Origin of the sequence: Paenibacillus gansuensis, from assembly GCF_042684925.1 — a bacterium.
GTDB classification, from domain to species: domain Bacteria; phylum Bacillota; class Bacilli; order Paenibacillales; family DY6; genus Paenibacillus_N; species Paenibacillus_N gansuensis.
This window is the reverse complement of sequence record NZ_JBHUME010000005.1, coordinates 753668-775443: the sequence shown is the minus strand read 5'-3', so window position 1 is coordinate 775443 and position 21776 is coordinate 753668. Positions and strand designations below refer to the sequence as shown.

The following is a 21776-nucleotide window of genomic DNA, read 5'->3' as shown; positions in this document are numbered from 1 at the left end:
CTCTGTATTGCACTCTCAGTCCCGTTTATCCCTTAACCGCTCCGATCATGACGCCCTTGACGAAATATTTTTGTAGGAATGGGTAGACCAAAATGATAGGGATCGTTGTCACCATCGTCATGGCTGCTTTCAGAACTTGCGGCGTCAGATACTGAACCCGATCTGCAGATTTCATCGTAGCGATTTGGTTCGATTGTTGTTCCATCAACATCTTCGACAATAAGCTCATTAACGTATCCAAATTCGTACTTCTAGTGAATAAAACGGTATCCAACCAACTATTCCAATTCCATACGGCATTATAAAGTGCGATTGTAGCAATTACTGGCGTAGACAAGGGAACAATGATACGAAAGAACACGGTAAACTCGCTTGCGCCATCCATCATGGAAGCCTCTGTAAGCGAGGCAGGAATAGCCTTAAAGAAGGTTCTCATGATAATCACGTTATACGCCCATACTAGGTTCGGAATAATGTACACCCAGAAGGAATCCGTCAATGCGATTCCCTTATACAATAGGTAGGTAGGGATGATGCCTGCAGTGATATACATAGGAAGCAGGAAGAGAATTAAATAAAAATGGTAGCCTACCAGCCTCTCCTTCGTAAGGCAGAATGCAACCAAGCTTGTAAAAAACAGAGCTGTTAGCGTTCCTATCACAGTTCTTGAGACGGAGACAAAGATCGCATGGTAAAGTGTGGGATCGTCAAAAATAATCCGGTAGTTTTCCAAGGTGAATTTACGGGGCCAGATCGTAATCCCCCCCTTTAGGGCATCCACCCCCTGGTTAAAAGATAAGGCCATAATATTCATAAAGGGGTAAAGAACACTAATACAAAATAATGTCATGAACATATATAGCCCTATTACAAAAATCCGCTCAAAGCCTGTGGCTTTGCCAAAGTTCGGATTCATTCATATCCCCCCTTACCATAGCCCTTGTCCAACTATTCTTTTCGTTATTTTGTTCACAAAAATGATCAACGCAATACTTACAACGGACTGAAACATTCCAACAGCTGTTGCATAAGAATATTCCCCGGCGTGAAGGCCTCGCTTATAAACATAAGTATTGATAACCTCGGCGTAATCCATTACCAGCGGATTGAACATTAACAACTGCTGTTCGAAGCCCCCTTGAAGCAGATACCCGGAATTCAAGATTAACAAGATAGCGATTGTAGGTGAAATAGCCGGCAAGGTGATGTGCCACATCCTTCTGAAGCGTCCGGCACCATCTACATAAGAAGCCTCGTAGGTTTCCTGTGGAATTCCCACGATTGCCGCCAGATAGATAATAGCGTTCCATCCTATGGTCTTCCAAACCCCTTGTATCGTAATTATGATCCAGAACAAGTTACTTTGTTCCATAAACGGAATGCCTTCTTCAATGATTCCGAGTGAGATCAGCCCTTCGTTCACCGCGCCAGTTCTGCTCAATAGTTGTGTGAATAACGTTGCAGCGACAGCCATCGAGATAAAATAAGGAAGGTAGGAGACCGTTTGTATAAAATTCTTAACGTACTTGTTGTAAATTTCATTCAACAAAATCGCGAAAATTACAGCCGTTACCGTACCGAATATAAGTCCCAATATACTCATCGCTAGTGTATTTCTAATGATCATAGGAGTAAAATTATTACTAAAGAAACTTTCGAAGTGCTTGAGTCCAACCCACGGACTGTCCAGGAATCCCTTAGAGATGGTGTAATCTTGGAAAGCGATAATATTGCCCATCATCGGTACGTAATAAATCACAATGGCCCATATCGCCATGGGAATCATGACGAAATGCAGTTGCTTCTGCTCTTTCAATCGCTTCCATAACATACACTGTCCCCCTAACAGAGTTATTATGGAAGAACCTCCTAAACTGAGGAGGTTCTTCTCAACCCTTGTAAATCAGACTACTTATCTGCTTCCACTTGATTCAATTTCTCCGGGTCTTTATTTAACGCCTTAGCAAGTTTTATCCAGTTCTCTTCTAAGGCTTTATTTAACTCGGCTAAACCATCCGATTCCATCTGTTGCACCGCTTTGGCCCATTCTTTTTTACTGGTTTGCCCATCCGGCGCAACGATAGCCTTAACCATTCGATCCTTGGCATAGCCATTAATCCTTACAAATGCTTCGAACGCTTCCGGGTTATTCTCCTTCTTTAAATCACCGACACCCGACACAATCTGGGTGTAAGAGAAGCGCTTCCAGTCCATATTGTTATAAACAACCCATTTATCATCTTCGAATACTTTCTGTGCGTTAATATCGTTGGCGTTCCCTTCCTTATCGACCCCTGCCAAACTAGGGAAGATGTTAAACCAACCGCCGACACCGTATTTCTTAATCACATTCGTATCCCAGGCTGCATAACCTTTGGCTACTTCATCAGTGGGAACGTTCTTTCCGTCCACACGGTTGTAGGTGACTCCCTCCACGCCCGCATTAAGCAGTAAGCTGCCTTCTTCTGTAGCAAGATAATCAAATAGCTTCATCACCGCTTCCACTTTCTCCGACTTTTTCGAGACCATGATCGATGGTCCTCCGATTCCCCAATACCCGTTGGCGAAGATAGACTTTACGTTGGGGTTGTCGATTAAATAAAACATAACCATTCTTCTCTCATCGTTTGATTCCGATAATGCCGCTTGCGAATTACTCAGTCCAGGAACGTTCCCTAGGGTGCTGAAGACTTTCCCATTTGAAATGAGCGACTCATTTTCTTCTTGCTTGAACGAGGCGAATCCCTTGGGAATATAACCGCCGGTATATAGCTTATTAAGGAAAGCAATCGCTTTCTCCGTATATGGATTATTGTACAAATAGTAACCTTTGCCGTTCTCGAATACCGTATTATGCCTGCTCTGTATGCCCGTGCTCATGATCATCGTCTTATAAGCATCCTCTCCCTCAATCAGGGCAGGCTCGAGATCCGGGTATCTGCTCTTCACTTGATCGAGTAACCGAGTGTATTCATCGACAGTGATGAAGGAATTCCCTTCCCCATTGCGATCCAGCTTGTCATACCCCAGCTCTTTCAAGATATCGTATCGCATATGAAGCGTATTGATCTGAAGATTCAAGGCATACTTCGTCGGAGCATTCCAGTTCCAGTTCCCAAGGGCATACATTTTTCCGTCGTCTTCTCTCCAGTTGTCAAAGAATGGACCAAGATTTCTTTTGATATTGGGCCCATATTGTTCAATTAATTCATCAAGGTCGCGCACAAAACCGCCGGAGATGAGCCGTGTCTTGCGATCGTCGTAAGCGACGACAATATCCGTCAATTCATCCGCAGCCATCATCATGTTCAGTTCTGCATCGGCGTTATCAGACTTTAGAGTAGTAACTTTTACGGTAATACCTGTTCTCTTCGTAATTTCCTTGGCGATAGGATCCGTCCAAGAAGGGTCTACGATGCTGGATGGCCAAGATTCCGCGAGAAACATCGTAACGGTCTCTGCCGTCGAATCTTTCTCGTTTATTCCTTGTTCTGTCGAACCATCTTCCTTACTGCAGCCTGAGAGGATGAGTACTATTAACATCGTAAACATAAGAAGTAAATTCGCCGTTTTCTTCATTTCCTGTCACCCCATATCATGATTTACCAACGCGAAACTAAACCCCATAATCCTTATGACAGCCAGCTGCTCACCTCCTTAATAACGACTACATAGTTATATCGCAAATAATTTCGATCACACTTATTATAAGTCTTATAATAAGTGGGTAGACAAAAGTTTCCCAAATAGAAATCAATGAATCGCTATCTGAGAGAGACCATTTTTATATGTATTATTATAAGTCATATAATAAATCATCACTTCTTGATATTCAATACTTTTTTTAGATAAATTTCCCTTTCATTTCATCAACCAATGCCGAATCAAGAGCTCCGAGGCACCTTGATAGAAAAGATCATGAACATTCAGGGTGATGCGAATCGGAATATCCCTGTAGCGCTGCAGAAGGATTCTGCGCCCTGCTTCTCTCTGAGCGTAGGGTAACATATCTTGTATAAATCCCTCATGATCACCACCGATAAACACGGCTTCCGGATCTGTCATATTAATTAAGATCGATAGTAGTATACCTAGCTTGTTGCCTGCCTCCATTGCAGCGTTCTCTTGCCCTTGCAGCTGACATTCAATCCCTGAGTTCGACAGCACCCCTTCGAGGCATCCATGATTGCCGCAATAGCATTCATATTCCATATCTCCAAGCGGCATATGGGCGATTTCTCCTGCAAATCCCCTTGCCCCCCGAAATACCGAGCCTTCACTAGTTAGGAGTCCCATTCCCAAGCCCTCGCCGATATAGATAAAAATTACATTCGCTTCTTGTTGAGCCTCTCCTTGCATAGATACGGCCAGAGCCGCGAGGTTAGCATCGTTTTCGATAAATATCGTTGTATCGATGTACTGCCGCAGAACCGATTCAAGATTGTGATGATCGAGCAAGGATAACGTGCTGTTCAGCACTCCACCCGTCTGAGTGTCATATAGTCCTGGAATAACTACCGTCATGCCCAGGATTTGTTCATGCTCAAGCTGAGCGTCCGCCAGCAACCCACGGTACCCTTCCATACATAATTCTAAGGTTTCCTGCAAGGAACGGTCATTACGAAGCGGGACGGATATTTCCCCCATAGGGCGGTTGTGCAAGTCCACCAGCAATACGCGAACCACATTCAAGTACGTAAAATCCATGCATACGCTTACTCGCGATGCAGGATTTAAGCATATCAGCTCGGAAGGCCGTCCTCCCGTAATTGAGCTCTTCTTGACAGTTAGAAAAATTCGCTCTTCCAGTAATTCATTGCATAGGTTGGAGGCCGTGGCGAAGCTCACATCCAGAGATTTAGCTATATCCGCCTTGGATAGAAGCTCTCGGTTTCTTAGGAGATCAATAATTCGCTTCTTATTATAGCTTCTTAAATCCTTGGTGTTCTTCACTTGGTTCATTAAGGGTCTGGCTCCTTCCAATCTTCCAATGTTGTTATTTCAAGTAAAATTTCCTAAATAATCGTACTCTTCAACATCTATTGATGTCAACATACGTTGTATTGCAACCGAACGGTTGGAATGCACAAAAGGGAAGTGATAATACCTTCCCTATGAGGGTCTCTAACGGCTACTGCAGAACATCCATTTGCGGCTTCTTTGTTTCACTGATATAAAGGCCCGATGATATCAATTCGATTCGTCCAAATCCCGCCGCTGTAATTCGATGGCAAACGTTCAATGTCCTCAGGAGTATCCAACCCGCTTGAAAATTCAGTGCCATTTCCACCGACAACAATGACATGCGTATCCGCTTCTTCCATTCGATGTAAAAACTTGTTAGGCCAGCCCCATAACCATGGCGCAATTTTCTCCGGGATATGTAGCTGGGTATGTTTGCACGCTGCTGGCACATACCCGGTCCAGCCAACTGCAAAATACGGAAGCAAGCAGCTTTTCATGGTAGCCTTTGACATCACCCGCATATCAGGCAATTTCTCTTTTAAAGCAGAAACAGGTTCATCTCCCCCATATACCGTCAATTGGGTTCGGCGTTTTTCCGGCAGCTTGGACAAATATTCAGCGAGCTGTTCCCCCTCTTTGGGATCGTTGCTCTTAATATGAATTAAGAGGGAATTTTCAGGAAAACGGGTAAGCACATCTGTAAGAGACGGCATCATCCCCATTCCTTTCCCGCGAAAAGGGTATGTTTTCCCACCGTCCGCCGTATATCCATAACCAATATCTAATTTTTTCAACTCGGCCATAGTATAATCCCTGGTCACGCCCTCTGCATTCGTTCTGCAGTCTAATGTCCAATCATGGAAAACAGCAAATTGCCCGTCTTTGGTTATATGTACGTCAAATTCAACGATATCGGCACCGGCACGAAAGGCGGCTTCCATAGATGAAAGGGTATTCTCCAAAAAAGGATGCTCCGGCACATGAATTCGTTCGGCTGTGCAAGTATCGTTTGCTATCCCTTCCATCGAAAAAGTTTGTGCAAGGCCTCGATGAGCTAGAAGCAGAGGGTCTCCACTGCCTTGTTTCGTAAAAAGAGAGCTGTTATTCAAATACATGAAGACAATAAGCACTACGAGACATATCATGATCTTGTTATTAACTATTTTTTTCAATCTATTCATATGAAAATCCTCTCCTATACCAAATCCAGCTGCCGCTGTTTAGCTTCTGCTATAATGATCCCCAATGTTTCTCTGAACTTCGTGATGTCGGTTGATGGTTCACCTACTCGCAAAAAAAGGTAGTTGATTCATGAAGGGTCCACTTCATATTAACACATATTGAACTATCCTTCCGTTAACGCGGAGAAGGCAGCCGATCATGTTGATGGCTGCCTACGAGTATTTATTGGGTTATCGTTCATCATTATAATGTTATCTTCTGCTTACGGTAGACAAATTGTGTAAAAGGATAGAAACCTATTTGTCCATTCGTAAAACGGCTTTTACTGTTGTTCCACTTTCGACGTCTTCAATAGCTTGGTTAATTTCATCTAAACGATAGAATCTCATCATTTTATCTACTGGGAATCGACCTTGTTGGAATAATTCCACCAAACGTGGAATAAAGGTGCTAGGAACTGCGTCTCCCATGACACCACCACGGATACTTCTCCCTTTTATAAGACCCCAAATATCCAAATCCAATTTGGTTCCAAGAGGTGTTACACCTGTAATATAAGAAGAACCATTTTCAGCCAAAATATCAAACGAATCAGACATAACATGGGGGATTCCTGTAGACTCAAAAGCATAATGAGCCCCTTTACCATTCGTCAGTTCTTTTACACGTTCTACCATATTTTCTTTACTTGGATTAATCACATGGGTAGCCCCTACATTTTTTGCTAATTCAAGACGATTTTCTTTCAAATCGACTGCAATAATGGTTGTACATCCAACAACTTTAGCTGCCATAATCGCACTAAGTCCGACAGCTCCGGCACCGAAAACGACAATGCTTGTCCCGGGTTCTGGACGCAAAGTATTCATAATAGAGCCGGCACCTGTCATGATACCACAAGCAAAGGGTCCCAGATATTCTATAGGTGCATCATCTTCTACCTTAACCACACCACTTTCATCAGCGATTGAGTATGTGGCAAATGAGGATTGGCTAAAGAAGTGACTGTGAATGTCCTCATCATGATGATGTAAAGATACGCTTCCATCCAAACGAGAACCTGCAAAATTATATTCATTATGATGTTCGCAGTAGCTTGGAAGACCTGCTTTACATTTTTCACATTCTCCATCCGACCCTAAGCTTAGGACCACTTTATCTCCAGGTTTCACTTTCGTGACTCTTGAGCCAATCTTTTCTACAATTCCTGACCCTTCATGTCCAAGTACAACAGGAAGAGGTACGGGAACATGTTGATCCCTTACAGACAAGTCGGTGTGGCAAATACCTGCTGCCACAATGCGAACGAGTACTTCATTTTCACGTGGCTCATCGATTTGCAAGTTTTCTAAACTTAACTTTTGACCTTTTTCTCTTGCAACAGCTGCTTTAATTTGCATGTTAAAACCCCTCCTTTTGGTTCATTTACCAGCGTTCATTCCAGATTTCTTTGTAAAGTTCAACTAATTCTTGTTCATTTGGAACAATTGGGTTTAATTGTGGCGCACCACTTGCTAACGCTTGTTTTGCCATCAATTCTAATGAATTAAAATATTTCTCTTTATCTACACCAAATTCTTCCAGTGTTGGGATATTTAACTCTTTGTTTAAAGCACTTAACTCATCAATTAAAGCTTGTCCTGCTTCATTATCGCTTGCTTTTGCATCTACTAACCCCATTATTCGTGCTGCTTCAGCATAGCGAGGAAGTTCATGTTTTAAAGAATAACGGTGAACAGCTGGCATAATCATTGCATTCGATAATCCGTGTTGAATATGGAATAGACCTCCAAGTGGTGCGCTCATTCCATGAACAAGTGTCAATCCTGCACTAGTAAACGCATAACCAGCTTGGTTGGCACCGATCATAACAGCTTCTCTTGCTTCACTATCATGCGGGTTGTTATATACTTTTCTTAAGTTTGGACCTATTAACTTCATCGCATGGATAGCCATTGCATCACTATACGGATTAGCACCGCGGGAAATATATGACTCAAGTGCATGTGCTAATGCATCAATACCTGCTGCTGCCGTTAATTTAGCTGGCATATCCAAAGTGAATTCATAATCAATAATCGCTGCTGCAGGAACACAAGAAGCACCTAAATATATTAGTTTCTCGCCAGAATCTTCTTTCAAAATGCACGCATTACTTACTTCAGATCCGGTCCCGGCAGTCGTTGGGATAGCAATAATCGGATATTTAACATCGTCATTCGGTGTGTTCGGAACATGCCACTGTCGATATTGCCCGCCAAATGTTTCCATGACAGCCAATGCTTTTGCTGAGTCCATGGCACTTCCACCACCAAATGCAACCAATCCGTCATAATTATCTTTTGCGAAAAACTCACGTAAATTGTCTATAGATTTTGTTGTTGGTTCTGGCATTGTTTCATCGAAAATACCATAGGCAACCTTTGATTCTTCTAATGGATTTTTTACTTTATCCATTAATGCGCTACCTGATAAAAACTTATCTGTGACAATTAATGGTTTTTTAATCCCCAATTCTTTTAATATAGCCCCTAAATTATTTAAAGATTGATTTCCAAAGTATACAGATTTTGGTGAACGAAAAATCATGGTATAGTCCTCCTTAAAATAGTTGGTATGAACTCACTTGATCGCTATACATATAATGTGTATAGCAACTATTAGCTTTTTTTTAAAAAATACATATTTTTGTTACATGCACTTTTCTAAATAAGCAGATGACATATTAGAAGTTCTTCGCTAGAGCAGAAGCTGCATCTAATCTGTTTTTAATTGTGCCTTTCATAAATTACTTTTTCCCAAAGAATGTATTTCTATTCGTTATATAGTATACAGCCATTTCCATTGCTGCTGCAGGACCATCGGAATACACTCCGCCTGTTGCTCCATTGGCAGATTATTCGCTTTAACAAACAATACTTTTTGACAATTTTAATTTCCCATTATGACGTTGAGTTTTAAATCTTTTCACTCACATTGTTCTTAATAAATATGCATATAATAGACATAGCAACTATATAGGGGTGAAAAACGCATGTGTTAACATGCATTTTGTCTGATTTTAGCAATGATCCTTTTAAAATCCAAAAGTTCTTCTTCTGTTAGCCCTTCAGTTATCTTTTGATTAAACTCTAATGACAATGGAGCTACCAAGTTTTCAAGTTCTCTCCCCTTTTCCGTGAGCCAAACCACGAGGGAACGTCTATCGTATTCTGGTGTAACTCGATGGATAAACCCTTTCTTTTCAAGGCTAAAAATCATCCGGGCAATATTTGTTTGGTCTTTATTCAATTGCTCAGCAATTTCTTTTTGGGTAACACCATCTTTATTCCATAGAAGTAGCATGATGATATTCTGCTCCGCAGTGATATCATACGGAGCAAGCTTTTTTTTCATTTGACTTGTTAAAGTTAAATCAGCTCGATGAATCATAATACCAATAAAATCATTTATGTTATTTTTCAGCATCATCACCCCTAAAATTATTTACAACAAGTTTCTATGTCTATTATTGCTATAGCAATTATATTTTTATCTTAATAATTTGTCAACAAATAAGCTTACCTATTTATTACTCTCGATCTTTTTTGCAATTCATATGCCTTCTTGTTTCATCATTTTATATAAATCCGCTTTTCCTAAACTCCTTATCAAAAAACATTTATAAAAAATAAAAGTAAAGTTTAGCTTATTGAGCATCAAGTGGGCCAGTTTTTTCGTGCGAAATGTTCCTGACTCAAATGAAATGTGGACATACAATTTCGGTAAAGGTCAGGCAGGTTTAGATTTTAATACTGAATGGTTTCAGGATTGCTGCCAAGAAGGCGCAGGCACCACCGATGCTTAACCCACAGCCAAGAGCCATAGGCAATAGAAAAAGAACTGCCAAACGATCGGAACGATGATTAAGAAGGCGAGGCTGATCCCTGCGATTGAACGTCAGCATGCGTTCAGTCGCAGGCGTCGAGCCGATTGATACCGGGAACTTTACAATAATTCGATATACCCTTCTGTTCCATGTACGCGAATTCGCTGCCCGTCTTTAATCAGTTTGGTAGCATTCTCCACTCCGACAACTGCCGGTAATCCATATTCACGTGCGATAACTGCTCCATGGGTCATTAATCCCCCAACTTCGGTGACCAGGCCTTTTATGGACACAAACAATGGTGTCCAGCTAGGGTCAGTAAAGGTGGTAACTAATATATCTCCATCCTCTAGTTCAGCCTCTTCCAGGTTCATAATAACCCGTGCCCGGCCCTCTACAACTCCGGAAGAAACAGCTAAACCTGCAATTGCTTCGGCTGGGAGATGTTCCCGTTTGTACTTGCCTGTAATGATTTCACCATCAGATGTGATCACGCGCGGCGGAGTCAATTTTTCATATAATGTGTACTCGTCTTTTCGTTTGCTGATGATCTGGTAATCAAAATGATTAGTACGTACGACTTCATGAAGCTCATCAAAAGTAAGATAGTATATATCCTCGATGTCATGAATTACTTTGTTCCGTAGAAGTTGTTCGGCTTCTTTCAGCAAAGCTTGCTTATAAACGAAGTAGCGGCTCACCATGCCGTATTTGGGATATTCCCGGTAACCGATGAAATTCCGGATCAGGCCGATCCTTTGTTTTGTTTCCTCAGCTTTCTGTTCGCCATCCGGTAATTGCTTCAATCGGCCCAGTATCTCATCTTCTTTTTTCAGAGCTTCCTGCCGCCCTTGTTCAAATTTCCGTTTTCCCGAATTAGGCTTAAAGTTTTTGATATTGCTAAGAATCATGGGAACAAGCGTGATCGGTTTTTCGCTCCAACGAGTTTTCGAAATATCGATTTCTCCACTGCATCGCATGCCGTATTTGACGAGAAAATCATGGATAGCGTCTTTGGTTTCCTTTCCTCCATTGAACTTAACCAGTTCATCCAAAAAGTGATCATCTTTGGCATGCTGCAAATAATCAATGACATTCGGATAAGGACGAATCACATCAGCGACATCCATTAGCGCAAGACCCATTTCCGAAGTAATGTTGTTTGGTACGGATTGTGAAAGCGTATCTGCTGCGCTTTTTTCGCCTAACCACTTGTACATGTGTTCATTGACCCAAGAAGAAGCATTCATAGCGGCCATAAATACGGCCGTACTTTGCGGGTCAAATAAAATGTTCTTTAATTGCTGGATATCTTCTAAAATAAATTCAAACAAGTCTAATCCTGATTTCGTTCGGATGGTTTGTTTCAACTCTTCTATCGATGCTTGATTCCTCTGGATCAATTCAGAAACGATAGACGGATCAATTTCAGCTTGTGGAGTGCTATTGGCGGGGCTCGTTATTTTCGTATCGTCTGGTACCGATTTTATAAAATCACCACGCTCTACAATGGTCATCAGCGCGTCTTTTATAAGCGGTTCGGATTGCCCCAAGGTATTTATTAATTGTTCTCTGCGAACTGGTGAAGCCAGATGAGGTGTGATATCAACAAACAACCGTCCACCGGCTTTACGCATGGGTGCAGGAGTCGTTAACAGGAAAAAAGACAATCCCAGCGGCTTCATTGCGTCGGTCATCATTTGTTGGTGGCCGACAGATACATACACGTGATTTTCCTGGTCAGCCGCTTCAGGGATCGGATATAAAGTAGTGATTGGCCGACTTTGGACAATATAAAATGTATCCTCAACCAGGCACCATTCGATATCTTGCGGGCAGCCAAAATAAGCTTCGATCTGTCTTCCTATGCGTGCCAGCTGTAATATTTGCTGCTCCGTCAATGTTTGGATCTTCTGCTGTTCGGGATCGATCTGCCGGGTCTCTGTTCCGCCTTCTTTCCGTCCATAGACAGCTATTTTCTTGGTTCCAATCCGCTTATCAACGATTGTCTCCTCCTGTACTTTATAACAATCGGCAGTTACCAGGCCGGAGACCAATGCTTCTCCTAGTCCAAAACCGGCATCGATGGAAAGCAGCTTACGGTTGGAAGTCATCGGATCGGCGGTAAATAAAATCCCTGAAGCCTGAGGGAAAACCATCCTCTGAACGATAACCGACAAATATACTTGTCTGTGGTCAAAACCATTTCGCATACGGTAGATAACCGCTCGATCCGTAAATAGGGAAGCCCAACACTTGCTGATATGCTGCATGATTGCTTCTTTACCGATGATATTTAAATAGGTGTCTTGTTGACCGGCAAAAGAGGCATACGGCAAATCTTCAGCAGTTGCACTGGAACGTACTGCATAAGCGTGTTCTTGACCAAACATGGTGAGATAGTGAGTTACTGCTTGCACAACATCCGAAGGAATTTCAACTTCCACAATGGTCTGTCGAATTTTCCTGCTGATGTCACCAATATGATCTCGGTCCTCTACTGTTAGCATGGAAAGTTGATCCAACAAAGCATGATACGTTTCGTTTTGTCCGATTGCTTTTTGGTATCCCTCTGTTGTAACACAAAATCCCTCCGGCACTTGTATGCCTTCAATCTTAGATAATTCCCCTAACTGCAGCCCTTTTCCGCCAACGAGCAACAGCTGTGTTTTTTCCATTTCCTGAAAGCCGAGAACCAAAGAACTCATGAATATCTCTCCTAACCATTTGATATGAGAAAAAACATTTGACAACTGTTTAATCAGCATGGTATGATGATATTGTAAGATGTAATAACTACGTCTATATATGCATGTGCAGTCGTGATCTGATTATATCATTGCGTCTATTTATATGCAATAGTAAAGAACCTGAGCAAACTGCTCAGGTTCTTTTGGATTTCCACTATATAATGTTAGTTCCGACTGCTGCTTCCTTCTTTACCTAAATTACCCCCGCTTTTTATACACAATCATAGCAGCGAAATAGGCTGCTAGTAAGACTTCGTATGCATCTTCGCTCCTATTATGCTTTATATGGGAGATGCCGGACCGAAAAGAGAGCAGCTTGAGTCCGGTCTCTCAGCCCCAGCTTGGCAATAATATTGGAAACGTGATTTTTTACGGTGCCTTCCGTAAGATGAAGCAATTCGGCCATTTCTTTATTATTATATCCCTGACCCAATAAAACGAGCACTTCCTTCTCACGTTCCGTCAACAGACCTAACTCCGCAGGCTCATCGCTGCCAGACGGATTGCCGTTACGCTGGTCCCGTTCGGAAACTTTCTTCAACTCATGTACCAGCATGGCCGTAATGTCGTGTTGAAGGACGGTCCCGCCATTGTACACGGACTGAATAGCGCTGACAATCGCCTCCGAAGGCATATCCTTGAACAAATAGCCATGGACGCCTTTCTCCAAAACTCTCATAATGAGTTCCGCATCATCGAACGTTGTTAAAATCAAAATTTTCGTCTCCGGAAAATGCTTAAGAATAAGTTCAGAACCCTCCACGCCGTCCATGCCCGGCATTCGAATATCCATCAACACAACATCCGGCCGGGATTCGACCACCTTGGCATAAGCGTCTCTCCCGTCGACCGCGGTTCCGACCACTTCCATGCCCGGTTCCAATCCGATGATCGTAGCAAGCCCCTCTCTCATGAGGCGTTGATCGTCAGCTATCAGTATTTTCAATGGATACACGCTCCGTTTCCGTTAAAGTGTAGGGAAAGGTTACTTCGACAGCAAAGCCTGTTTTAGGGTCCATCGTGAACTCTACCTCTCCATTCCACTCTTTCACTCTTTCTTGTATCGTAATCAATCCAAAGCCCCGCTTCAATTCGGAAGGCACATCTCCGTCATTTATAATAGTTAAAGAAAATCCGGTTTCGGAATAGGTCAATAAGATTTCAGCCTGATTCGCACGTCCATGCTTCTGGGCGTTCGTCAGGGATTCCTGCACAATTCGGTATGCCGTTAACTGGAGATTGCTTGGCAGCGGGACCGGAGTTCCTGATACTTTAAACGTCGTTTGAACCTTTGCGAATGTGGTGAATTCCTCCGAAAGCCGTTTCAGGCTATCATCTAAAGATGTTGATTTAATAGGTTCGTCTCGAATAGCCCTAACCGAAAGCCGCACTTCTTGCAGAGCCGATCTTACCAAATCCTCACACACCAGGTATGCTTGTTCGCTGCGTGATGGATCGAGCCCTCCCAGCTTGCGGGCAGCCTGCATCTGCACCAGTAAGGCAGTCAGTTTATGCCCTACTGTGTCATGAATATCGCGGGCAATCCTCACTCGTTCCCTGGTAGCGGCCCACTCTTCCGTCTGCAGCGCGTATTCCCTCAGCTTTTCATGGGTTTGGAGGAGTTGAGCATACAGCTGCAGCGTATCTCTTCGCGCACTTTGATAAAAATTAATTAACGAGCTTACGATACACGCAAAAACAATAAACGAACCTGAAATGAAGTAGCTGGTTTCATCAAAATGCCGATATAAGTACCAGTCAATGCTTCCCATCGTAACAAGATAGGTAAGAAGCAGCAAAATACTGGATAAGATCAGCATTCGAGGGCTTTTTAAAAACATTAAAATCGCTAAAGCCGTGATCCCGATAAACAGGTGATTCGGAAAGTGTCCGCCGATAAACACATAGCCGTAAGATGCAGACACTAGAAAATCAATGATAAGGAGGTGAAAGAGCCACCGGCGTTTCATATTTGCGTAAAAAAGATGGACAACGAGAAAAACCGCCAATGAAAAAATTACAAAGCTTAGTTTCCAAAAGAAGGCAATTGAATATTCAAAATAAAATATACCGGTCAGAATGACATCCATAACCAGTTTCAGCCCAAAAAACCATCTCCACCAAAGGGGGCTTTTCCTTAGAAAATCTGTATCTTCCAACATGCAGCCATTCACCCCTCTTGCCTTACCTTTTTACGATCTATGTTGACTTGCTAACCTAATTTACACTTATACCATATTGAGAACGATCGGTAAACAATAATTTTCCGCGGAATGACAATCGCTGCCGTTATATACTGTCAACATCATACTTTTGAAGCCAAACATAGACATCCCTTAAATGCTTGAAAATGGTGAAAAGAAGCAGCGCGAAAAATAGCCATGCGAGCTCCTGGAGCAACGAGGGTAACAGCATCATCAAAGAGAAAAACAGGAATGCTTCCGTTCTTTCCATAATTCCGGGATTGTAATGGAAACCTTTGCCTCCCGAGTTTGTAATTACGTTGCCGGTTACGAGAAACGACGTAATGGTAACCAGGATGGCAGCTAAATTCAGCGCTATAGGCAGATAATCGTGCGGATGAACAATGAGCAGCGCTATTATCGCGGTCCCTTCTACGATCCGGTCGAACGTGATATCCAATATATTTCCCCATTTGGACGGTTTGGTCATTCTTGCCATCGTGCCGTCTACAGCATCGAGATAGCCAGATAACCATAGAACGGAAACCGCAGCTATGGGAAAACCAGCCACAAAAAGTATCCCGCTTCCTACACCGAGCAGCATTGCAGCCCAACTAACCGTGTTCGCGGACAGGCCAGCTGATCGGAGGAAGCTTGCCCCTTTTTCTATGACAGGTTGTACAGTATGACGAGCGTATGTATCAAGCACGATTAGGTCATCTCCTTTGAAAGGCACCAGACATGAAAAGGATCCAGGCGAATGCCCGTTTCTAGACCGCGTTCATAAGCAGCCAGGCCAAGCTGCTTGATGACGACCGTTTCCCCGCTTACATTTACCTTTATGTCCGTGAATGGTCCGCGGAAAACACTGCTTTCTATTGTTGCAGGTATAGAGGATGATGAGTCCATTTGCAGCCATTCTGACCGAAGAACAACATCTACCGGACCATCCGGGAGGTGAGCACAGTTCGGGTTGACTTCTAACTCCCCCAATACGGTTCTCACTTTGCTGCCCCTTTTCATCCCCTCGATCTTATTGTCCAACCCCATGAAATTTGCTGCCCATCGGCCAGCCGGCTCGTAATAAATCTGTTCCAGGGTCCCCTTCTGCACCGTTGCTCCATCCCGGAGAATCATAAACCGGTCGCCAAGTGTCAACGCTTCTTCCCGGTCATGCGTGACCATAATCATCGGGATATTCCATAATTGCTTCATCTCTGAGAGCCAGCTTCCCATCTGTCTGCGAAGCAAAGGATCCAATTGGCTGAACGGCTCGTCCAGGAGCAGAAGCTGCGGCTCTATAACAAGCGATCTTGCTACCGCCACACGCTGTTCCTGTCCGCCGGAAAGGGAAGCTAACGGACGGTCATAAAATCCTTCCAAACCGACATCCTTCAGCATTTGTTCCGCTTTCATTTTACGTTCACGGGCAGGCAATCCTTTGATTTTCAGCCCGATTTCCACATTCGCTCCCACCGTAAGAAAAGGAAGCAAATAAGGCTTTTGAAAGATCATAGACAGATTTCTTTTCTCAGGAGGAAGATGGTTAATCGGTTTCCCTCCCATTAGGATAGTTCCCTCGTTTGGTCGTAATAATCCGGCGACCAGCTGAAGCAGCGTTGATTTTCCACTGCCGGAAGGACCGAGGATGACAAGCAATTTCCCTTGCCCAAGGGAAAAAGACTGCTTCGCCAGAGAGAAGGACTCGGCGTGATCGTACCTGTATGTAATATCGCTTACCTGTAAAAACGGCTCAGACATTCGGGTCAACACGATGTACCTCCTTTCCTTTGTAACCATCACGCTTCAATCCTATGGAACTGAACACAACGATCAGAAGCGCCGGCAGCATAAAGATGATGCAAAGCGTGCCCAAGAGCGTAAAATCGCCGCTGCTTAACGTGCTGAATAGCAGCATCGGAAGCGTAATCAGACTGCCGCCGCCGATAAAAACTGTAAATAAATATTGGCTCCACGAAATCAAAAAACTATATAAGAAGCTAAGCGGCAGAACCGACTGCAGCAAAGGCAGCTCCACCAGCCTGAATGTTTGCAGTTTACCCGCTCCCAGCAGCCGAACCTGCTTTTCATATCCAATGTCGTATCCTGCATAAAACCCATACAACAAATAAATGGAGTACGGAACGGCCGGAATCAAGTGCGACAGCAGAACTCCAATCCAGCGGTCGGATAATCCTAGGCGCAAAAACAAGACATGTACGCCAATTGCAATGGAAATCCCGGGAATCAAGATCGGGGCTATGAGCAGTAATCGAATTGTTTTGTTGCCCCTTTTTACATAGAGCCCCAATGCGCGTGCAGCCGGATACGCCAGTGCTTGAGACAGCAAACTAACAGCAGCGGCCAACCCCAGGCTGTTTACCACCGCATCCATTACTTGAGAATGAGTTGCAAACATATCATGCCATGCCCTCAGAGAAAGGGTCGGAACTACATCCGGGAATCTCCATTGTTCCGCAAGTGACCAAACCGGCAGAGGTACAAAGGGAAGAAATACAAACAGAATGAGAAGAAGCGTCACCAGCAAACCGGAGATTTCCCTAGATTTTATGCCGTTTCGCCGCATAACCTTCCCCCCATTTCATATAAAAAATGATAAGGAACATGCTAATCAGCGTAATGACCATATTGATGGCCATTGCCTCCGAACGATGCGTAAGATCCGGATTCAGGTAGGACTGATAACTCCAAATCGGCAAGGTAGGCCTGCTGACGGATCCTAAGACGAAAGGCACTTCGAACGAGCCGAAAGAGTAGGCAAACACGATGATCGAAGATGCAGTTAATGCAGGCAGCATGAAAGGCAGGGTGACGAATCTCCATCTATGCCACATGCCGGCACCGAGGAGCTGCAGCTGCTTTTCGTATGGAACGGTCCAGGACTTCAGAATGCTCAGAACGGATATGGCGATAAAAGGAACTTCCTTCCAGACATATTCCAGAACGATTCCCATCCCGTATGAATCGGTAACCAATACCGGAAATTCAGAAGGCTGCCGGATCATGCCTGCCCAGTAAGCAAGCCGGGAAAGCAGTCCGCTTTGACCAAAAAGTGTTAGCATGGCGATGGCTCCGACTACATGCGGAACGGGCAAATTGAACTGCAGCAGGAAATACAGCCATCCTCCCTGATTTGCATACCTTCGAAGCCACATTGCTATGACAACAGCAATGAGCGCCGAAATCAACGTTGCAGCCAAGGATATCCCCAATGAAAACAAGAGCGACCGATAAAATAAGGAGGAATGGAATATTTGTATGTAGGCATGTAAAGAGAACGTTGTTTTACCTATAAGGGGGAAGTAATCCAGGCTTTGGACGAAGCTAATGAACAGCCCGGCAACGAACGATCCGGTGACAATCAACAGAGCGGGAAAAAGCATACAGGCCGTGATAAGCAGCCTTATTGGTTTACTTCTGGTATAAAACATATTTCTTCCATCCTTCTTCCAAAGCCGGTGTATAGGCAGCCTGCAGATCTGGGAGCTTGCGTTTCAGCAGAACGTCCAGTGGCACGGCTGTGTTGCCGTTGCTATTTAGCCGGTCATACAGCTTTTTATGCTCTCCCTCCAAAGTTGCAGGATCGATACCGATGCCGTCTCCCCACCCGCTGTCGGGATCAGCTTTTTCGTATTGAAGCTTTGGATCCAGAATCAGATTAGCGACTGCCATAGCTGCGGCTTTGTTGGCAGCATTGTATGGAATAGCCACATAATGATAATCGCCGATCGTACCTGTATCGAAAACATAAGGACGCGCCGTCTCGGGCAGCTTTCCTTTCCTGATCTCAGCAGCTATACCTCCGATATCCTGTGTGAAGGCAAAATCGACCTCGTTATTATTGAACAGGGACGTAAGTTCAGCGAGCGTTTTAGGGTAGGTTTCCCCTTTTCTCCATAAGGACGGCTTCAACTCGTTTAAATAACTCCAGACCTTGGGGGCTTCGGCATTGAATTGTTGCTGATCAAACGGCTTAGACCACTTCTGATATCCTCCGGTCAATTCGTAGAACAACTGCTTCACAAAGCGGGTTCCTGTATAGTCCGGAGGCGCAACGTAGGTGAATCTGCCGGGATGCTTCTCTGCCCATAACTTTAATTCTTTGTAGCTATGTGGCAACTCATCCGGACGAATTCTGCTGGAATCGTATACGAATTGAAACTGGGCGCTTCCCCATACCGATTCGTATCCCTCCGTGTTTAACCCAAAATCCATCGAAACTGCGGGATTGGAGTAATCGACGTATTTTGCATTGGGAAGCTTGGTGGAGAATGGTCCGAACAATGCATTTGCTTGCTTCAGAGTAGCAAAGTTTTCTCCGTTGAGCCAAATCAAATCGACACTTCCGCCTTGGTGCTTGCCCGCCTGCTTTTCGTTTAACACTTTCGTTACTGCTTCCGCTGTATCGCTGATGGGCACGCGCCGCAGCGTGATATCATACTGCTTCTTTAACAGAGTCCCATATGTACGATCCACAAATTCATTGATTGCGTCGTTTCCGCCCCACATATACCAATCCACGGTTTGCCCTCTGGACTCGCTCAATACTTGATCCCAGTCTCCCGCAAGAAGTGAATTGTCTCCGGCATCCTTTCCTTCATCGAATGACGGGTTGCCGGAGCAAGCGGCTGTTAAAACACAAAGAACACATAACAAGAACAGAACTGGAACAGAACGTTTATGCTTCATATGCAATCCTCCCGTTTATCGAAACCGTTTTACATATGCTTGCAAAAGCCGTCCGGTGACTCCTTGGAACAACTTGCCCTGCCAATATTGATTTGCTGTTTTCATCAATGCCTCAGAGTAGGCCGGATAAGGATGAACCACTTGAGAAATATCGGAGAGCTTGTGCCCGTAATGTTTGGCCAAGACAGCCTGCTGCATCCATTCCCCCGCACCTTTCCCGACCGCATGAGCGCCCAATATCCTCCCTTTACGGTCCGTAATGACTTTGACGATGCCTTCTGTATGCCCGTCAGTGATAAACCGATCCACCTCGTCTAAGGATAATTTATAGATGCAGATTTCATCGCCGACTTGCTCACGGGCTTCCTTCTCCGTCATTCCCAAATGAAAAATTTCCGGATCCGTATACGTTACCCATGGAACATTGTCGTAGCTTACTTTCCGCTTCAGGCCAAACACCGCATTTCCTACGACGATCTTCCCCTCCATACCTGCAGCATGTGTATACGGAAACGACTTGATTACATCACCGACTGCGTAAATATGCGGGATGTTAGTTTGCAATGTTCTCTTAGCCGCAATATGATCTCCGTCCATCTCTATGCCGATGTGAGAAAGTCCGAGGCGATCGGTATTCGGCTTCCGGCCGGCTGCAATGAATAGGGCGTCTGCCTCCACTTGCAGCATATTTCCGTCTTGCTCTATATAAAGCCTCTTTCTGCCGCCAGGCAAGGCTTCAACTTTGTGAACCGCTGTGTGCGGCATCAGCGACATTTCTTTTTCCAGAGCAGCCTGCACGTAGGGAACGATTTCCTCATCTTCTTTGCTTAACAACCGCGTACCTCTATCGATCACAGTTACCTTGCAGCCAAGGCGGGCCAAAGCCTGACCCAATTCCAACCCGACCGGGCCGCCTCCAATGACTACAAGGCTTTTCGGCAAAGCTCTCATATCAAATACACTCTCATTGGTCAGATAATCTACATCCTGCAGACCTTCTATAGGAGGGATCGCTGCTCTGGAGCCTGTAGCTATGACAATCCGTTTCCCGAAAATAACTTCATCGCCATTAATCTCGATATGATGAAAATCCCGAAATTGGCCATACCCGTAAAATACGTCCACTCCCAATGTGCGAAAGCGTTCTGTGCTGTCGTGAGGTTGAATGGCGGCTTTGGCGGCCTGGACTCTACGGAAAGCTTCCCCGTAATCGGCCTCGCCTTGCAGTTCCAAACCGTATGCTTGGGCTGCTTTCCTGGCCGTGTATAGCTCCTTAGCTGCAGCAATCAGCGCTTTGGAAGGGACGCACCCGGTGTGAAGGCAGTCACCTCCCGGTTCACGCTCCTTCTCAATCAATGCCACCTTTGCACCAAAGCCGACTGCCCCTGCCGCTACGGTTAGCCCGCCCGATCCTCCGCCAATGACAATGATATCGTAGCTTTTCAAAGTAAGCGTTCCTTCCTTTTTTGATTTTCGACTACATGTTTCTTAAGATAAATAGGGATCAGCAAGACAAGAATAAACACAACCACAGCAGCAATTACGTATAGCATTTTTCCCTGAAGAAAACTGGAACCGAGAAAATTATATGCAAACGTCCCCGGAATGATCCCCAGAAGAGTACCTAATACAAATGCTGAAAATCTTACTTTCGAAATACCGGCAGCATAGCTGACAAGATCAAACGGGAAGATTGGAATCAGGCGAAGCAGCAAAATATAGAAAAAGCCCTTTTCCCGCAATTGCGGTTCCAGCTTGCCCCATTTCGCCAGCCTGCCACGCAACAGGGTCGTACCCAAAACTCGTGCTAACCAAAAGGATAATACCGCCCCCAGCGTCGCTCCAATGATCGTATAAACCGTTCCCCAAACCGGTCCGAATGCCAAGCCGCCCGTTAAGGAAAGGATCGATGCCGGGAACAGGATCAACGGCCTTATGGCGTAGATCAGAATATACAATACAGGTGCAGCCCGGCCGAAAGAGAGAATCCAGGTCCTGATATCTTCAGGACTAAGATGCAGCATATTATGGTTGACCCAATACAATCCGCCTGCCGCCACGATGATCAACAATGATATGACGAACCATGATTGCCGTTTCATTCCTGTCTCCTTTTCT

Annotated in this window: 18 protein-coding genes and 1 pseudogene; all 19 read right to left on the bottom strand. The window is 44.4% G+C overall.

Features of this window, described 5'->3' with window-relative positions; genetic code table 11:
• Positions 1 to 25 precede the first annotated feature (25 nt).
• Positions 26 to 916, bottom strand: a complete 891-nt coding sequence (locus tag ACFSUF_RS07685; RefSeq protein ID WP_377601702.1) for a carbohydrate ABC transporter permease — start codon at positions 914 to 916, stop codon at positions 26 to 28.
• Between the two features lie 12 nt (positions 917 to 928).
• Complete coding sequence (locus ACFSUF_RS07680) at positions 929 to 1831, bottom strand: ABC transporter permease (RefSeq protein WP_377601700.1); 903 nt, start codon at positions 1829 to 1831, stop codon at positions 929 to 931.
• Between the two features lie 77 nt (positions 1832 to 1908).
• The gene (locus tag ACFSUF_RS07675) at positions 1909 to 3579 is read right to left on the bottom strand and encodes an extracellular solute-binding protein (RefSeq protein WP_377601698.1); all 1671 of its coding nucleotides are present in this window, start codon (positions 3577 to 3579) and stop codon (positions 1909 to 1911) included.
• A 282-nt stretch (positions 3580 to 3861) separates the two neighbouring features.
• Positions 3862 to 4962 carry an ROK family protein gene (locus ACFSUF_RS07670; protein WP_377601696.1) on the bottom strand — a complete coding sequence of 367 codons (1101 nt, stop codon included), beginning with the start codon at positions 4960 to 4962 and terminating at the stop codon, positions 3862 to 3864.
• A 203-nt stretch (positions 4963 to 5165) separates the two neighbouring features.
• Positions 5166 to 6146 carry a glycerophosphodiester phosphodiesterase family protein gene (locus ACFSUF_RS07665; RefSeq protein ID WP_377601694.1) on the bottom strand — a complete coding sequence of 327 codons (981 nt, stop codon included), beginning with the start codon at positions 6144 to 6146 and terminating at the stop codon, positions 5166 to 5168.
• A gap of 297 nt (positions 6147 to 6443) precedes the next feature.
• A complete protein-coding gene (locus ACFSUF_RS07660; RefSeq protein WP_377601692.1) occupies positions 6444 to 7547 on the bottom strand; it encodes an NAD(P)-dependent alcohol dehydrogenase in 1104 nt (367 codons plus the stop codon).
• A gap of 25 nt (positions 7548 to 7572) precedes the next feature.
• Positions 7573 to 8736, bottom strand: coding sequence for an iron-containing alcohol dehydrogenase (locus tag ACFSUF_RS07655; RefSeq protein ID WP_377601690.1), 1164 nt, complete (start codon positions 8734 to 8736; stop codon positions 7573 to 7575).
• A 202-nt stretch (positions 8737 to 8938) separates the two neighbouring features.
• A pseudogene (locus tag ACFSUF_RS07650) lies at positions 8939 to 9031 on the bottom strand (FMN-dependent NADH-azoreductase); the annotation flags it as partial.
• 155 nt (positions 9032 to 9186) lie between these two features.
• On the bottom strand, positions 9187 to 9618 hold the full coding sequence (locus ACFSUF_RS07645; protein ID WP_377601688.1) for a MarR family winged helix-turn-helix transcriptional regulator: 432 nt from the start codon (positions 9616 to 9618) through the stop codon (positions 9187 to 9189).
• A gap of 516 nt (positions 9619 to 10134) precedes the next feature.
• Complete coding sequence (gene ppsA / locus ACFSUF_RS07640; protein ID WP_377601686.1) at positions 10135 to 12723, bottom strand: phosphoenolpyruvate synthase; 2589 nt, start codon at positions 12721 to 12723, stop codon at positions 10135 to 10137.
• A gap of 316 nt (positions 12724 to 13039) precedes the next feature.
• Positions 13040 to 13678: a response regulator gene (locus tag ACFSUF_RS07635; RefSeq protein ID WP_377601786.1), complete on the bottom strand. Its 639-nt coding sequence runs from the start codon at positions 13676 to 13678 to the stop codon at positions 13040 to 13042.
• Positions 13679 to 13691: 13 nt separating this feature from the next.
• Positions 13692 to 14927, bottom strand: a complete 1236-nt coding sequence (locus ACFSUF_RS07630) for a sensor histidine kinase (protein WP_377601684.1) — start codon at positions 14925 to 14927, stop codon at positions 13692 to 13694.
• 127 nt (positions 14928 to 15054) lie between these two features.
• Positions 15055 to 15657, bottom strand: coding sequence for a CDP-alcohol phosphatidyltransferase family protein (locus tag ACFSUF_RS07625; protein ID WP_377601682.1), 603 nt, complete (start codon positions 15655 to 15657; stop codon positions 15055 to 15057).
• Between the two features lie 2 nt (positions 15658 to 15659).
• Positions 15660 to 16709 (bottom strand): ABC transporter ATP-binding protein, encoded by a 1050-nt coding sequence (locus ACFSUF_RS07620; protein ID WP_377601784.1) that lies wholly within the window; start codon positions 16707 to 16709, stop codon positions 15660 to 15662.
• A complete protein-coding gene (locus tag ACFSUF_RS07615; RefSeq protein ID WP_377601680.1) occupies positions 16702 to 17535 on the bottom strand; it encodes an ABC transporter permease in 834 nt (277 codons plus the stop codon). Before ACFSUF_RS07615 ends, ACFSUF_RS07620 begins: the two co-directional genes overlap by 8 nt.
• Positions 17510 to 18169: an ABC transporter permease subunit gene (locus ACFSUF_RS07610; protein ID WP_377601678.1), complete on the bottom strand. Its 660-nt coding sequence runs from the start codon at positions 18167 to 18169 to the stop codon at positions 17510 to 17512. Before ACFSUF_RS07610 ends, ACFSUF_RS07615 begins: the two co-directional genes overlap by 26 nt.
• A gap of 211 nt (positions 18170 to 18380) precedes the next feature.
• A complete protein-coding gene (locus ACFSUF_RS07605; RefSeq protein WP_377601676.1) occupies positions 18381 to 19658 on the bottom strand; it encodes an ABC transporter substrate-binding protein in 1278 nt (425 codons plus the stop codon).
• A gap of 15 nt (positions 19659 to 19673) precedes the next feature.
• Positions 19674 to 21104, bottom strand: coding sequence for a dihydrolipoyl dehydrogenase family protein (locus tag ACFSUF_RS07600; RefSeq protein ID WP_377601674.1), 1431 nt, complete (start codon positions 21102 to 21104; stop codon positions 19674 to 19676).
• Positions 21101 to 21760 (bottom strand): TVP38/TMEM64 family protein, encoded by a 660-nt coding sequence (locus tag ACFSUF_RS07595; RefSeq protein WP_377601672.1) that lies wholly within the window; start codon positions 21758 to 21760, stop codon positions 21101 to 21103. The genes ACFSUF_RS07600 and ACFSUF_RS07595 overlap by 4 nt, the downstream gene beginning before the upstream one ends.
• Positions 21761 to 21776 lie beyond the last annotated feature (16 nt).

Bases quoted from the DNA above. Each gene is read 5' to 3' on its own strand.
- ACFSUF_RS07685 (WP_377601702.1), bottom strand. From the start codon at position 916: ATGAATCCGAACTTTGGCAAAGCCACAGGCTTTGAGCGGATTTTTGTA.
- ACFSUF_RS07680 (WP_377601700.1), bottom strand. From the start codon at position 1,831: ATGTTATGGAAGCGATTGAAAGAGCAGAAGCAACTGCATTTCGTCATG.
- ACFSUF_RS07675 (WP_377601698.1), bottom strand. From the start codon at position 3,579: ATGAAGAAAACGGCGAATTTACTTCTTATGTTTACGATGTTAATAGTA.
- ACFSUF_RS07670 (WP_377601696.1), bottom strand. From the start codon at position 4,962: ATGAACCAAGTGAAGAACACCAAGGATTTAAGAAGCTATAATAAGAAG.
- ACFSUF_RS07665 (WP_377601694.1), bottom strand. From the start codon at position 6,146: ATGAATAGATTGAAAAAAATAGTTAATAACAAGATCATGATATGTCTC.
- ACFSUF_RS07660 (WP_377601692.1), bottom strand. From the start codon at position 7,547: ATGCAAATTAAAGCAGCTGTTGCAAGAGAAAAAGGTCAAAAGTTAAGT.
- ACFSUF_RS07655 (WP_377601690.1), bottom strand. From the start codon at position 8,736: ATGATTTTTCGTTCACCAAAATCTGTATACTTTGGAAATCAATCTTTA.
- ACFSUF_RS07645 (WP_377601688.1), bottom strand. From the start codon at position 9,618: ATGATGCTGAAAAATAACATAAATGATTTTATTGGTATTATGATTCAT.
- ppsA (WP_377601686.1), bottom strand. From the start codon at position 12,723: ATGAGTTCTTTGGTTCTCGGCTTTCAGGAAATGGAAAAAACACAGCTG.
- ACFSUF_RS07635 (WP_377601786.1), bottom strand. From the start codon at position 13,678: ATGAGAGAGGGGCTTGCTACGATCATCGGATTGGAACCGGGCATGGAA.
- ACFSUF_RS07630 (WP_377601684.1), bottom strand. From the start codon at position 14,927: ATGTTGGAAGATACAGATTTTCTAAGGAAAAGCCCCCTTTGGTGGAGA.
- ACFSUF_RS07620 (WP_377601784.1), bottom strand. From the start codon at position 16,709: ATGTCTGAGCCGTTTTTACAGGTAAGCGATATTACATACAGGTACGAT.
- ACFSUF_RS07615 (WP_377601680.1), bottom strand. From the start codon at position 17,535: ATGCGGCGAAACGGCATAAAATCTAGGGAAATCTCCGGTTTGCTGGTG.
- ACFSUF_RS07605 (WP_377601676.1), bottom strand. From the start codon at position 19,658: ATGAAGCATAAACGTTCTGTTCCAGTTCTGTTCTTGTTATGTGTTCTT.
- ACFSUF_RS07595 (WP_377601672.1), bottom strand. From the start codon at position 21,760: ATGAAACGGCAATCATGGTTCGTCATATCATTGTTGATCATCGTGGCG.